General features: G+C 76.6%; 5 protein-coding genes. All 5 read right to left on the reverse strand.

Annotated features, from left to right (window positions below):
- Positions 1 to 11 precede the first annotated feature (11 nt).
- From QQY24_RS04275 to QQY24_RS04295, 5 genes are read right to left on the reverse strand one after another with little or no spacing between them, the layout of a single operon-like run.
- Complete coding sequence (locus QQY24_RS04275; protein ID WP_301971315.1) at positions 12 to 1,199, reverse strand: glycosyltransferase; 1,188 nt, start codon at positions 1,197 to 1,199, stop codon at positions 12 to 14.
- Entirely contained in the window at positions 1,196 to 2,029 is an 834-nt protein-coding gene (locus tag QQY24_RS04280) for an alpha/beta fold hydrolase (RefSeq protein WP_301971316.1), read from the reverse strand. Before QQY24_RS04280 ends, QQY24_RS04275 begins: the two co-directional genes overlap by 4 nt.
- Before the next feature lie 4 nt (positions 2,030 to 2,033).
- The gene (locus QQY24_RS04285; protein WP_301971317.1) at positions 2,034 to 2,357 is read right to left on the reverse strand and encodes an acyl carrier protein; all 324 of its coding nucleotides are present in this window, start codon (positions 2,355 to 2,357) and stop codon (positions 2,034 to 2,036) included.
- Positions 2,347 to 7,017 carry a type I polyketide synthase gene (locus QQY24_RS04290; protein WP_301971318.1) on the reverse strand — a complete coding sequence of 1,557 codons (4,671 nt, stop codon included), beginning with the start codon at positions 7,015 to 7,017 and terminating at the stop codon, positions 2,347 to 2,349. Before QQY24_RS04290 ends, QQY24_RS04285 begins: the two co-directional genes overlap by 11 nt.
- A 5-nt stretch (positions 7,018 to 7,022) precedes the next feature.
- Complete coding sequence (locus tag QQY24_RS04295) at positions 7,023 to 14,153, reverse strand: type I polyketide synthase (protein ID WP_301971319.1); 7,131 nt, start codon at positions 14,151 to 14,153, stop codon at positions 7,023 to 7,025.
- Positions 14,154 to 14,544: the final 391 nt, after the last annotated feature.

Consider the following 14,544-nt stretch of genomic DNA (forward strand, 5'->3'; position numbering starts at 1 on the left):
GGGGGACACGCTCAGCGGCCTGCGGGTGCCGCCGGGCGCGTCGCGACGAGCTGTTCGAGGTGGTCGGCGGCGGCGCGCTGGCCGCCCGCGGCGCGCAGCGACCTGCCGATGGCCGCGGCGGCGGCGCGGTGGGGGCCGGTGTCGTCCAGGACCGTGCGCAGCGCCTCGGCGAGCTTCGGCGCGTCCACCCGTCCGAAGCGCACCCGGACCCCGGCGCCCGCCTCGACCACCTGGCGGGCCACGATCGGCTGGTCGTCGCGGATCGGGGCGAGCACCAGCGGCAGTCCGTGCCAGAGGGCTTCGCAGACGGTGTTGTGGCCGCTGTGGCTGACCACCGCCCTGGCGCGGCCGAGCAGTTCGAGCTGCGGGACGTACGGGCGGACCAGGATGCCGGGCGGCGGGTCGGTGAGGTGGCCGCCGGGATCCGCGACGACGCCCTGCACCCGGTCGGCGAGCATGCCGAGCGCCCGGACGGCCTCGCCGAGGAAGCGTGCGCCGGCGTCGGTGTTGGCGGTGCCGAGCGAGACGAACACCAGGTCCCGGGAGGGGTCCAGGGCGTCCCAGGGGAAGCCGGGGTCCTGCGGCCGGTCCGCGACGACCGGGCCGACCAGGTGCACCCGCTCCCAGGGCAGGGCCGCGTCGCCGAGGAGCGCCCGGCTGGTGAAGGCGAGGACGCCGTACGGGGAGAAGCGCGGGTCGTGGGTGGCGGCCGGATCCCCGATCGCCTCCCGCAGCGCGGCCAGCCGGCCGGTCAGCCAGGCGGCCACCCTGGGCAGTTCGGCCAACGGGTCGACGAGTTCGGCCGAGGTGCTGGCCGAGGTGAAGTACGGGACGCCGAGGCGTTCGCAGACCAGGGCGCCGGCCACCGCGTGCTGGTCGCTGACGACCGCGTCCGGGCGGAAGGCGCGCACCGCGTCCGCCACGGCGGGCGCCATCGCCTCGGCGAGGGGGACGAAGAAGTCCTCCCAGAGGAAGCGGAAGGCGGCCGGTCCGGTCAGCGTCGGCGGGCGGACCAGTTCGCCGGTCCCGGGCAGGGTGCACGGGTGGATCACGGCGGCGGGCCCGGCCACGTCGCGGATGCGGTCGGCGTGGCCGCACCACATGACCTCGTGACCGCGCCGGGTCAGCTCGGCCGCCACCCCGACGAGCGGGTTGATGTGCCCGGTCAGCGGCGGCACGACCAGCAGGAAGCGGCTCATACGACCGCTCCGGCCGGGGCGGTCGTCCGGCGCGCGTGGTGCTCGCGCACCCACTCCAGGACGAGGTTGCGGGTACGGCCGGGCTGTTCGACCAGGACCGAGTGGCCCTGTCCCGGGAGCACCACGGTGCGGCACTCCGCCAGCTTCGCCTCCAGCTCCGGCACCTGGGCGCTGAGCCCGGAGTCGCCGCCGAAGACGGCGAGCAGCGGGCAGCGCAGCGCGGACAGGTCGTCCTCGATGAGCCGCCCGGCCGGGACGTCCTCGGCCAGGGTGGTGGTCTCCAGGATGCGACCCGCCGTACGGGACAGGCGGGCGGTGTGCGCCCCGTAGTGCTCCCTGATCCAGTCGATGGCCTCCTGGTGGACCAGCTCGCGGCGGGCGTGCGCGAGGCCGTCGGCGATGTGGCCGGCCCAGGCGGCCACCGGCGGCTCGGACTCGATCATGGTGACGGTGGCGGTGCGCTCCGGGTGCCAGGCGGCGAACGCCGCGGCGACGGTGCCGCCGAAGGAGTTGCCCACCAGGTGCACCGGGCGCCGCTCGCCGAGGCCGTCCAGGAGCAGCGCCAGGTCCTCGACGAAGTCCTCCAGGCGGTAGCCGGTGGCGGGCCGGTCGCTGCGGCCGTGCCCGCGCAGGTCGTACATCACCGTGTCCATGCCCGCCGCGGAGAGCGCCGGGCCGAGGGTGAAGTAGTAGCTGGCGAGCGAGTCCGTGAGCAGGCCGTGCACGAGGACGACCACCGGGGGCTCGCCCTCGGGGACCGTGCCGCCGGCCGCGCCCGCGGGCAGCTGCTGCACGTGGGTGGTGAGGGCGCCGGTCGGTATCTTCGCCATCCGTTCAGCCCTCTTCGGCGGCGCGCAGCGAGGCGGCGACGTAGTCGGCGAGCTGGCCCACGGTCAGCGCGATGATCTCGTCGAGTTCCAGGTCCGCGATGAACAGGGCGAGGTTGACGCGCTCGCCGTAGTGCTCGCGCAGGACGCCCGCGAGGGAGACCAGGTCGATGCTCTCCAGCTCCAGGTTGTCGTGGAAGAGCGTCTCGCGGCCGATCTCGGCGTCCTCCAGCCCGGCGTCGGGCAGCTCGCGCAGCATCGCGGCGATCTGCGCGAGGACGGTGCTCTCGTCGGTACCGGGGGCCGTGGTGGTGGTCGCCTCAGTGGTCATGCTGGCTCTCCTGACTGACTGGCTCGGCGCCGCCCTCGGTCCAGGCGACGACGTAGTTCCGTTCGGGCAGCCCCGCCGGGGCCGCGATCCGGCTGCAGCGCACTTCGCGGACGCCGCCCGGGTGCTCCACCCGCAGCAGGTCCGGGCGGGCGGCGGTGACGCGGTAGTCCTGGGGCCGCCCGCCCAGGCCGGTGCCGCGCTCCTTAGCGACGGCTTCCTTCGCCGCCCAGAAGCGGGTGAACCACAGGTCTTCGCTCCCGCCGTCCGCGGCGACGGTGCGGGCGAGGAGCGCGCGCTCCTCGGGACCGCAGGCCGCCGCGACGGTGGCGGCGGGCCGGGCGGTGACCTCTTCGAGGTCGATGCCGCAGGGGCCGCGGCGGGCCAGCGCGACCGCCGCCTCGCCGCAGTGCGCGAGGGAGACGGTCAGGCCGGGTCCGATGTCGCGGCCGTGCACGCCGGTCACCACCGGGCGGCCGGCCGCGTCGTTGTGCAGGGCGATCTCGGCCGGGTAGATGTCGCCCTCGCCCTCCGCCCAGAGCAGGTGGCGCACCGCGTCCTTGGCGGCTATCCGGCCGAGCAGGTGGCGGCGCCTGCGGACCGGGGGCTGGCTCGCGTAGCGATCGCGTTCGGCACCGCCGAGCATGTTCCGCATGAGCAGCTCGCGGGTGGCGAGGTCGGGCCAGCGCTCGTGGACCACCGTCCAGCCCTCGGGACGCGCCTCGGAGAGTGTGTTCCGGCCGGGGAAGCGGTCCACCGCGCGGATGCCGGGGTCGGTGTCGAAGCGGCGGTCGGTCCAGCCGGTGCACTGCGCCCAGACGCGGCCCTCGTGGACGAGCTGCATGTCGGCGGTGAGGGTGCTGTCGGTGACCCCGGTGATGCGGATGTGGCAGTCCAGGGCGGTGCCGGCGGCCGGTTCGGGGCCGTGGAAGTCGATCCGGGCCATGCCGACCGGGAAGACGGTGGTGCGCTCGGTGAGGGTGCTCATGATCCAGTAGCCGAGGAGCTGGCCGACGTTGTCGAGCAGCGCGCCGGGCGGCCCGGGCGCGGTGAGCACGCCGCGCACGTGGCGCTCGCCGAGCGCGGTGAGCTCGGTGACGCCCTGGAAGCGGGGGCCGTGGAACATCCAGCGCTCGGTGTAGAGCTGTTCGGCGGTCAGGTCGGGGACGCGTTCGCCGGCCGGGTCCACCGGCCAGACGGCGGGCGGGGCCGCCGGTCCCGCGGCGAGCCGGACGACGGCTCCCGCGAAACCGGTGAGTTCGACCTCGACCCGGTCCGGGCCCGCGCGGCGCACCGCGACGGGCACCTCGGAGGCGGGCACGGCCTCGATCCACTTCTGCAGCCGCACCCGGTGCACGGCCACCGCCCGCTGTCCGGGCACCGCCCGCTCCGCGATCCGCATCAGATGGTCGATGACGGTGGTCGCGGGCACGACCGGCCACCGGTCGGCCTCGTCGGGCCAGCCGGGACGCTGCCGGAAGAAGCAGTGGTCGAGCAGGTAGGGCATCCGCTCCACGTCGATCCGCAGGGTGGCGGGCACGGGCGCGAGGGCGTCCGTGCCGCCGGGGCCGTCGTGGCCCGCCACGCCACCGGGGCCGTGGCCGGCCGCGCCGCCGGGGGCCCGCGGCGCGGCGGGCGGGGGTGGTACCGCGGGGCCTGGCTGCCCGGCGCGCGGCAGGACGCGGGGGCCGCGGCGCGCGGGGCGCGGGGCGTGCCGTATCGCCTCCAGGAGTTCCCCGGCGACCGCGGTGGTGTCGGTGAGCAGCGCGGAGAACTCCGCGGCCACCGGGTGGTGCTCGCCGGCGCGGCCGAGCAGGGCGAGCGCGTCGGCGGGGGCGGCGGCCGGGGCCGCGGGGCGCGGGGGGTGTGCCGCGCGGTCCGGCGCAGTGCGGGCCGGCGGGCCGGCGAGCAGGCCGCGCTCGGCGGCGGGGAGGGTGACCAGGGCGCCACCGAGGTCGAGCTTCATCCCGGCACGGCGCACCGGGCGGGCGGGCGGCCCCGGCCGGGCGGCCGGGGGGTCGAGCGGGGTGACGTCCGGGGCGGCGCCCTCGGTCCACAGCGCGGTTGCCACCCGGCGGAGCTGGGCGAGGCTGTCGCGGGAGGCGGAGTGGGCGGGGACCACCAGGCGGTCCCGGCCCGCGAGGGTGTCGTCGATGAGGGAGCCGAGCTGGCCCGCGCCCAGGGTGAGGAAGACCCGGAAGCCCGCCTCGTACATCTTCAGGACGAGTTCGCGGAAGCGGACCGGTTCGAGCAGGTGGCGCACGAACAGTTCGCGGACCGCGTCCGGCTCGGCGGGGAAGGGGGCGGCGGTGGTCGCCGACCACAGGGCGGTGTGCGGCGGGTGCAGGCCGTACTGCTCGGCCGCCCTGCGGATCGGGTCCAGGTAGGGGGCGAGCATCGGCGTGTGGAAGCCGGAGCGGAAGGGCAGCACCTGTGCGATGACGCCCTCCGCGCGGAAGGCGCCGACCAGTTCGGCGACGGCCTCCTCCGGGCCGCAGATCATGGACTGGTTGGGGGCGTTGTCGTGGCTGAGGACCACGTCCCCGCGGCCGGCCAGCCGCTCCAGGACCCGGTCGGCGGCGGTGCCGAGGACGGCGAAGGCCACGCCGGGCACCCGCAGCGCGTCCGGATCGAAGCCGGCCAGGAAGGCGTCCACCTCCTCCGGGGCGTGCACCCCGGCCGCCGCCATCGCGGTCCACTCCCCCACGCTGTGGCCGGCGACGGCGTCGGGCACCACGTCCAGGCGGCGCAGGGCGGTGTCGAGCAGGCGGCCCAGCTGGAAGACGGCGGCGCCGTGCCGGCCCACGTCGCCGACCTCGGCTCCCTCGCCGAAGGACCAGTCCAGGCCGAGCCGGGCGGCGAGTTCGTCCACCTTCGGGGTGAACTCGGCCTCCAGGCCGGGGAAGACGAAGGCGGTTCGCCCGCCGGCCGGGCCGAGCACCGGGCGCGGGGTGAACCAGACGTCGTTGCGCCCGCGCCAGGGCTCGCCCTTGGCGACCGCCTTGCGGGCCAGTTTCAGGCGGCGCGCCGTGGGGTCGACGATGCCGAGCCGCACCGGGCCCGCGGCGGGCACGCCCGTCTCGGGCAGGCCCGCGGCGAGCACGGCGCCGTCCTCGGCGGCGAGCCGGGCGGCCAGTTCCCCGGGGGTGCGGGCGGCGAGGCGCAGTACGCGTTCCGGCTCGCTGACGGTCACCCGTGGGCGGCGGGTGCGGGCCGCGGCGGGCTGTTCGAGGACCACGTGGGCGTTGATGCCGCCGAAGCCGAAGGCGTTGACGGCGGCCCGGCGCGGGGCGCCGCCCGCCACCTCGTCCCAGGGACGGGCGGTGTCCAGTGTGGTGAACCGGGTGTCCGCGAGAGCCGGGTTGGGGTCGTCGCAGTGCAGGGTGGGCGGCAGCGTCTCGTGGTGCAGGGCGAGCGCGGCCTTGATCAGACCGGCCACGCCGGCGGCCGGCATGGTGTGCCCGATCTGCGACTTCACCGAGCCGATGACCGCGCGCCGCGCGGTCGCGGGGCCGAACACCTCGGCCACCGTGGTGAGTTCCGCGCGGTCCCCGGCGGCCGTCGCGGTGCCGTGCGCCTCCAGCAGCTGCAGCGCGTCGGCGGCGCGCGGGTCGAGCCCGGCGGCCTGCCACGCCTGGCGGACGGCGCGGATCTGACCTCCCGGGTCGGGGTTGAACAGGCTCGCGGAGCGGCCGTCGCTGGCCACCCCGGTGCCACGGATCACCGCGTAGATCCGGTTGCCGTCGCGCTGGGCGTCCGCGAGCCGCTTGAGGACGACCACGCCGGTGCCCTCGCCGATCAGGACGCCGTCCGCGTCCCGGTGCAGCGGTCGGATGCGCTCGCTCGGGGAGAGGGCGCCGAGCTGGGTGAAGACGCTCCACAGGGTGAGGTCGTGGCAGTGGTGCACGCCGCCGGCGAGCATCACGTCGCAGCGCCGGGAGGTCAGTTCGCGCACCGCGTGGTCCACGGCGACCAGCGAGGAGGCGCAGGCCGCGTCCACGGTGTACGCGGGTCCGCGCAGGTCGAGCCGGTTGGCGACCCGGGAGGCGACCAGATTGGGCACCAGGCCGATCGCGGACTCCGGCTCCTCGGGCCCGAGCCGGTCGCAGAACCCGGCGCGCACCGCCTCCAGTTGTGCCTCGTCGAGCTGCGGAGCCAGCTCGCGCAGGGTCTGCACGAGCTGGTTGGCGGTGCGCACCCGCTGGTCCAGGCGGACGAGGCCGGGGGTGAGGTAGCCGCCGCGGCCGAGCACGATCCCGGCGCGCTCGCGGCGGGCGGGCAGCACCGAGTCGCCGCCCGCGTCCTGCAGGGAGCGGTGCGCCACGTCGAGCGCGATGAGCTGGTCCGGCTCGGTGGCGGGCACCGAGTTCGGCATGATCCCGAAACGGGTCGGGTCGAACTCGGCCCCGCCGTCCACGAACCCGCCGCGGCGGCAGTAGAAGCGGTCGCTGCGGCGCCCGGCGGCCGGGGCGGCCGGGTCGTAGAAGAGCGGGTCCCAGCGGTCGGCGGGCACCTCGGTGACCGAGTCCACGCCGTGCGCGATGTTGTGCCAGTAGGTGGCCAGATCGGGGGCGCCGGGCAGGAAGACCTCCATGCCGACGACGGCGACCGGCTCCGGCCGCGCCTCGGGCCCGCCGGGGGGCGCCGGGGTGGTTGCGGGCATCGTGCTCACCATCCGGAGGCGGTGTAGACCACGGCGTGCTCGTCCGGGGCGCCGTAGGCGAGTTCGCGCAGCAGGCTGAGCGGGCCCTCCTCCAGGTCGATCAGCTTGATGCCGCGCGCCGCGTAGGAGCGCATCAGCTCGGGGCTGACCATGCCGCCGCCGGTCTCGGAGGCGGCCCAGGGGCCCCAGTGCACGGTCAGGCCGCGCCGCTCCGCACCGGACCAGCGGCGGCCCAGTTCCTCCAGGGCGTCGTTGGCGCTCGCGTAGTCGCTCTGGCCGCGGTTGCCGAGGGCGGCGGCGATGGAGCCGAACAGCACCGCGAAGCGCGGGCTCACCGGCAGCCGGTCCACCGCGTCGAGGACGGTGCGGGCACCGTCGGCCTTGGTGGTGAAGACCCGGGCGAAGGACTCCGGGGTCTTCTCGGCGATCAGCTTGTCCTCGATGAGGCCGGCCGCGTAGACCAGCCCGTCGAGCCGCCCGTACTGGGCGTACACCTGCTTGACCGCGGCGCCCACCGCCTCCGCGTCCAGCACGTCCACCCGCTGGTACTCGGCCTCGCTGCCCAGCTCGCGCAGGGCGGCCAGGGTGGCGCGCACCTCGCGCTCGGCGAGCAGCGCGGAGACCCGGCGCTCGGTCTCGGCGGGGGTGGTGGTGAGCTTCGCGGCGAGCAGGGCGCCGCGGAGCGAGGAGCGGTCGGTGGCCCCGGCCGTGGCCGGGTCCTCGGCCGTCGCGGGTTCCGGGGTGCGCCCGAACAGGACCAGGCGGCAGCGGGCGGCGGCGGCCAGGGTGCGGGCGAAGCGGGCGGTGATGCCCCGGGCGCCGCCGACCAGGAGGACCACCGACTCGCGGTCGAGCCCGACGGCCTCGGCCTCGGCGACGCCGTCACCGGCCGGTCCCGCGCCGCTGGTGGCGACCGCGCCGAGCGGGGTGGGCCGCAGGTGCGGGGCGCGGCGCCGGCCGTCCTGGTCCAGCAGCACCACCGGCTCGCCCTCGGGGGCGGCGAGTTCGGCGAAGAGGGCGCGGGCGGCCTCGGCGGCGCTCGCCCCGTCCGGGACCTCGGCCAGTGTGGCGCGGGTGGCGGGGTACTCGCGGGCCACCGAGCGGAAGAAGCCGCGCAGCCCGCTGGGCGCCCCGGTGCCCCGCCGGTCGGCGGCGAGCAGGCGGCGCGGGCCGGCGGCGAGGACCCGCTGGTAGAGCGCGAAGGCCCCGGGCAGTACGGGTTCCCCGGCCTCCAGCGGTGCCAGGTGTACGACCGTCTCGGCGCCCTCGGCGGGCAGTTCGCCCTCGGGGACCAGGTCGGTCCCGACGCCGGCCCCGGCCAGCAGCGCGGCCAGTTCGGTGGCGGTCTCGCCACCGCCGAGGATCTGCACCCGGCTGCCGGGCTCCGGACGCGCGGTGACCGGCTCCAGGACGCGTTCGGTGAAGAGCAGCCGCTGCGGGGCGGTGATCTCGGGTAGCGGTCCGTCCGCCGTGGCGGGAGCGGGGGCGGGGGCGGGAGCGGGGGCGGGGGCGGAGCCCAGGGCGGCTTCGAGGAGTGCGCTAAGCGCGGCGACGGTGCGGGCGCCGCTGAGGACTTCGAGGTCGGCCTCGGCGGCGCCCAGAGCGAGGCGGGCGCCGAGTTCGCCGGCGATCTCGGTGCGCTTGATGGAGTCGATGCTGAGGTCGGCCTCCAGGTCCAGGTCCGGCTCCAGCATGTCCACCGGGTAACCGGTGCGCTCCGCGACCACTTCGAGGACGGTGGTCAGCACGGGCACGCCACCGGCCGGAACACCCGCCGCGGCGGGCGCGGGCGCGGCGGCCGGGACGGCGGTGGCGGCCGGGACGGCGGTGGCGGTGGTGCCGAGCCGGTCGGCGAGGAACGCGGCGATGCCCTCGGCGGTGCGGACGCCGCTCAGTTCCTCCAGTTGCCCGCCGTCCCCGGCGGCGATACCGAGCCGGGCGGCCAGTTCGCCGGCGATCTCGGCGCGCTTGATGGAGTCGATGCTGAGGTCGGCCTCCAGGTCCAGGTCCGGCTCCAGCATGTCCACCGGATAGCCGGTGCGCTCCGCGACCACTTCGAGGACGGTGTCCAGGACCGGGGAACCCGGGGCGGCGGGCACGGCGGACGGCGGCACGGCGGCGGCCGACACCGGGGCGACGGCCGGGGCGGTCTGCGCCACGGATATCGCCTGTACGGTCAACGGCTGTGCCGACGGGGCGGGTTCGGGTGCACCCAGGTAGGAGAGGAGTACGTCGCGCTGGGCGGAGACCATGTCCCGGCTGCTGCGGAGGAATTCCGCGATCAGCGCTTCGGGACCGGCGGCCGGTGCGGAGGGGTGACGCGGGTCGGGCAAGGTGAACTCCGTCACGGGTCGGGCGGGGCGCAGGGCGTGCGGCGGGAAGACGCCGTCGGCACGGCGCAGCAGGTGGCCGTCGACGGTGAAGCCGGCCCGCCGGACGGTGCCGGCGGCGGCCGGGTCGGCGGTGTCGCGGCCGGTGAACAGGGGCCGGGTGCGCAGCTCGACACCGCTGACGGCGAGCCGGGCGAGCGCGGTCAGGAAGCCGGGCAGTCCGCCGTCACGGCCGTCCTCCAGGGGCACGGTGCAGTGCGGGCGGCCCGCCAGCACGTCCGCCACCAGGCGGCTCAGCACCTTGCCGGGCCCGGCCTCGACGAAGACCCTGGCCCCGGCCGCGTACATGGCCTCGATCTGGTCGGTGAAGCGGACCGGGGAGCCGATCTGGGCGGCCAGTTCGCCGCGGATGCCTTCGGCGTCCTCGGGATAGGGGGCCGCGGTGCGGTTGGCCCAGACCGGGAAGGCCGGGGCCGCCGGGTCGAGGCCGGCCAGGAACGCGCCGAAGTCCTCGTCCGCGCCGTCGAGCAGCGGGCTGTGGAAGGCGCAGGCCACCTTCAGCGGCTTCGCGGTGTGCCCGGCGTCCCTCAGGTGCGCGACCGCCGAGGCGACCGCCTCGCTGGGGCCCGAGACGACCGTCTGGGTGGGCGAGTTGTGGTTGGCGGCCACGACGTCGCCGGCCAGCTCCGCGAGTCGCAGGACCTCCTCGACCCGGTCGGCGGACGCGCCGACCGCGGCCATGGCGCCCGCGTCGTCCCGCGGGACCCGGCCGAGGATGGCCCGGGCGCGGGCGGCGCTGGCGGCGAGCAGCTCGGCCGGGGTGAACACCCCGGCGGCGGCGAGCGCGGCGAGTTCGCCGTAGCTGTGGCCGCCGGCCATCGCGGGGCGCACCCCGAGCGTGGTGAGCAGTTCGGTGGCGGCGAGCGCGGTGATGCCGAGGGCGGGCTGGGCCACGGCGGTGTCGGTGATCCGGGCCTGGGCGCGGGCCGCGGCGTCGGCGTCGAGCGCGGCGGGCGGGAAGACCGTGCCGGCCCAGCGGGCGCCGAGGTGGAGGTGGCGGTGCAGACCGGGGAAGGCGACGAAGAGCGGCGCGAGCATGCCGGGACGCTGGCTGCCCTGGCCGGGGAAGAGCAGGGCGAGCCGTCCGTCACGGACCTCCTGCGGTACGGCGCGCGCGAGGTGGATGCCGTCGGCGGGGGCGTGTTCGCCCTCGGCGGCCCGGCGCAGCAGGTCCGCCAGCTCCGCCGGCGAGGAGGCGACCACCGCGATGCGTACGGGCTCGCCGCGCAGCGCGGCCCGGTCGCTGCGTTCGGCGGTGTGCCGGGCGAAGTCGCGCAGCCGGCTCCTGCCGCCGTCCTGGCCGAGCAGGGTGAGGAGGACGCGGACCGACTTGACGGCGCTCTCCTCGTCGTGGCCGCGGAAGGTGAACAGCTCGGCCGGCCAGGCGTCCAGGGCGTGCGCGGCGGGCGCCTGGTCGTGGGCGCGCAGCACGACGTGGAAGTTGGTGCCGCCGAAGCCGAACGCGCTGACGCCCGCGATCCGCTCGGCCGGTTCGGCGGCCCAGGGGGCGGCACTGGTGTGGAAGACGAAGGGGCTGGCGTCCGCCTCCCAGGCCGGGTTGGGGGTGCTCAGGTGCAGGGTGGGCGGCTTGACGCCGTGGTACAGCGCGAGGGTGGTCTTGATCAGCCCGGCCAGGCCCGCGGCGCACTTGGTGTGCCCGATCTGGGACTTGACCGAACCGATGGCGCAGGAGCCGGGCTTGGCCCCGTGCTCCTGGAACACCTCGGTGAGGGTGGCGAGTTCGGTGCGGTCACCGACGACGGTGCCGGTGCCGTGCGCCTCGATCAGGCCGACCTCGGCCGGGGAGACGCGGGCGTTGGCGTAGGCGCGTGTCAGGGCGGCGCGCTGGCCCTCGGGGCGGGGCGCGGTCAGGCCGAGGCCGCGGCCGTCGCTGGCGCTGCCCACGCCGTCGATCACGGCGTAGACGCGGTCGCCGTCGCGCTCGGCGTCGGCCAGGCGCTTGAGGGCCACGCAGGCGACGCCCTCGCCGAGGGCGATGCCGTCCGCGCTCGCGTCGAAGGTGGCCGACCGGCCGGAGGGCGAGAGCGCGTGCACCGAGGAGAACAGCAGGTAGTCGTTGATGCCGTTGTGCAGGTCGGCGCCGCCGCAGAGCACCAGGTCGCTGGTGCCGGTGGTGAGTTCCTTGCAGGCGGCGTCGACGGCGGTGAGCGAGGAGGCGCAGGCGGCGTCGACGGTGTAGTTGGCGCCGCCGAGGTCGAGCCGGTTGGCGATGCGCCCGGCGATGACGTTGGCGAGCATGCCGGGGAAGGAGTCCTCGGTCAGCTTCGGCAGCTGTTCCTCCAGGCCCGGCGGCAGGGTGCCGACGTAGGCGGGCAGCACGGTGCGCAGGGTGGTGGCGTTGGCGAGGTCGCTGCCCGCCTCGGCGCCGAAGATCACCGAGGTGCGGCGGTGGTCGGCGTCCGGACCGTCGTACCCGGCGTCGGCGAGCGCGCGGCGGGCCGCCTCCAGGGCGAGCAGCTGTACCGGTTCGATGCTGGGCAGGGAGGCGGGCGGGATGCCGTAGCGCAGGGGGTCGAAGGGGATCTCGGGCAGGAAGCCGCCCCAGCGGGAGGGGGTGCGTTCGCCGTCGCCGTCCGGGGCGTAGTACCGCTCCGGGTCCCAGCGCTCGGCGGGCACCTCGGTGACGCTGTCGGCGCCGGACACCACGTTGGCCCAGAACTCGCCCAGGTCACGGGCGCCGGGGAACATCGCGGCCATGCCGACCACGGCGACGCGCAGCGGCGCGGGTGCCTCCTCGGCGGCCGGGGCGCTCTCGGCGGCGGCACGCGCGCCGAGCCACGCGGCGGCGCCCTCGGTCACGTCCCGGTGCAGGGCGGCGACCGTGGTGACCTCCCCGCGCAGCACGCTGACCTCGCCGGCCATGAACATGCCCTCGCTGCCCTGGCGCTCCTCGTCCACCGCGCGCAGTTCGTCCCCGACCCGCTCGACCCCCTTGGAGGCGATGCGCAGCCGGCCGACGTTGAAGCGCTCCAGGCGCTCCCAGACGTCGCGGTCCGGCACGCCCTCGGCGGCGAGTGCGTCGCGCAGCGCGGCGAAGTCGCGGGTGACCTCGCTGGCGGCGCAGCGGGTGGCGTGGCCCGGCGCGGTCTCCAGCAGGTCGGTGCGCTCGGCGGCGAGGACCCGCCGCTGGAAGAGCGGCTGGATGGCGCCCGCGCCGACCGCCTCGGCGGTGAACAGGTAGGCGGTGCCCATCAGTACGCCGAAGCCCGCGCCCGCCTCGGTCAGCGGGGCGGCGACGGTCGCGGCCATGGCGGCGGAGCGGGCGTCGTGGATGCCGCCCGCGAAGAGCACGGTCAGCTCCCGGGCCGCCCCGGGTCCCTGCGCGGCGAGCCATTCGCGCAGCACTTCGGTCTGCGCCTCCCAGAGCGGGAAGCTGTTGCGGGGCCCGATGTGGCCGCCGCACTCGGCGCCCTCGAAGATGAACTTGCGGGCGCCCGCGGCGAGGAACTGCCGCAGCAGCCCGGGCGAGGGCACGTGCAGGAAGGCCGAGATGCCCTCCGCCTCCAGGGCGGCGGCCTGCGCGGGACGGCCGCCCGCGATGATCGCGTGACTGGGTCTCAGCTCCCGCACGACGGCGAGCTGGGCCTGCTTGACCCGCTCGTCGGCGAAGCCCAGGATGCCCACGCCCCAGCAGGCGCCTTCGGGCAGCGTGTCCCGGGTGCGCTCCAGCATCGCCCGGGTGCGCGTGGCGTCGGCGAGGGCGAGGGCGAGGAAGGGCAGCGCCCCCTCGGCGGCGACCGCGGCGGCGAAGTCGGGCTCGTCGCTGACCCTGGTCATCGGGCCCTGGGCGATCGGGAGGCGGGTGCCGAGCGCGCGGGCCCCGGCGGAGCCCTCGGCGAGGGCGGCTGCGGGGGCCCCGTCGGCGGCGGCGCGGGTGATCGCGTCGCGGACCCGGCGGACCGCCTCCGCGACGGTGGCGGACCGGGCGGCGAAGGAGGCCGCGAGGTAGCCGTCCTGGCCGACCGGCAGCAGGCGCAGCGCGGGGTCGGCGGCGGCCAGGGCGCGCTCCGCGGCGGCCCGGTCGGCGGGCGGCTCGGGAGCCTGCGGCCCGCGGCGGCGCAGGTAGCGCACCCCGTCGACCAGGACGCTCTCGGAGCCGTCCAGCGAGCCCAGCGCCTCGGCGGTCTCGGCGTCGGGTTCGGCTTCGTCGAGCAGCGCGAGCTGGACGTCGAGCACCACGCCCGTGGCGCCGCCGGCCACCGCGGCGGCGGCGGTGCGCGGACCGATGCCGCCCCAGGCCCAGACGGGGACGGTGATCCCCGGGTCGGCGAGCACCCCCTGCAGCAGGACGAAGGTGCTCAGCTCACCGGCCCGGCCGCCGCACTCGCTGCCCCGCAGCAGCAGCCCCGCGGCGCCGGACCGGACCGCGCCGGCGGCCTCGGGGAGGCTGGTGACCTCCACGAGCACCCGGCGGCCCGGGAAGTCGGCGGCGGTCCGTGCGGGGTCGGCGAGCAGCACCGTGGTGGCGCCCTCGGGGAGGTCCGCGGCGCCGAGCGGGCAGCCGGGGCGGACCCGGACCCCGAAGGGCCGGCCGGCGGACCAGCGGGCGGTGCGGTCCAGGACGTCGGCGGCCTCGCGTGCCCGCTCGGGCAGTTCGAGCACGCCGAGGGCACCGGCCCGGCCCGCCGCGGCGGTGAGGCGGGGCGAGGGGCGGTGCAGCGGGTTCACCGCGAGGACGGCGTCCGTCGGGAAGTCAGACGGCACGGGGGAGGTGAGCGTCCGCATGGGAGTCTCCGGTGTGGGGGGTGGTGCGCGGTAGTCAACTGGCGCCACGACAGGCGGTCAACTCGTCACCGAGGGTGACCTTGCGCGCCCCTGCGCGTGTGCAGTCCGGTCCCGGACACCGAAAAGCGCGCACGGAACGGCACCGCGAGGCTTTTGCCGCAACACCGGGCGACCGGCCTGTGCAGGCGACGTGAACGCGCCACACGGCGGTAACACAGATGTCTCACCCGCCTCACCGGACTGTGCGGCAGATCACAGAATCGTTTAGGGAAACCACGAAACCCTCGCACCCCAGCACACTCTGCGTAGCGGGCGCATGACAATTCCACCCACTTCTGGCGATCCACCAGCGGCGAACACGGACACACGCCACAACTCCCGCTTCCCGCAA

This window comes from Streptomyces sp. TG1A-8 (genome assembly GCF_030499535.1).
GTDB lineage: Bacteria > Actinomycetota > Actinomycetes > Streptomycetales > Streptomycetaceae > Streptomyces.

Excerpts from the sequence above, each read along its gene's own strand:
- QQY24_RS04275 (WP_301971315.1), bottom strand. The coding sequence starts at position 1,199 with ATGAGCCGCTTCCTGCTGGTCGTGCCGCCGCTGACCGGGCACATCAAC.
- QQY24_RS04280 (WP_301971316.1), bottom strand. The coding sequence starts at position 2,029 with ATGGCGAAGATACCGACCGGCGCCCTCACCACCCACGTGCAGCAGCTG.
- QQY24_RS04285 (WP_301971317.1), bottom strand. The coding sequence starts at position 2,357 with ATGACCACTGAGGCGACCACCACCACGGCCCCCGGTACCGACGAGAGC.
- QQY24_RS04290 (WP_301971318.1), bottom strand. The coding sequence starts at position 7,017 with ATGCCCGCAACCACCCCGGCGCCCCCCGGCGGGCCCGAGGCGCGGCCG.
- QQY24_RS04295 (WP_301971319.1), bottom strand. The coding sequence starts at position 14,153 with ATGCGGACGCTCACCTCCCCCGTGCCGTCTGACTTCCCGACGGACGCC.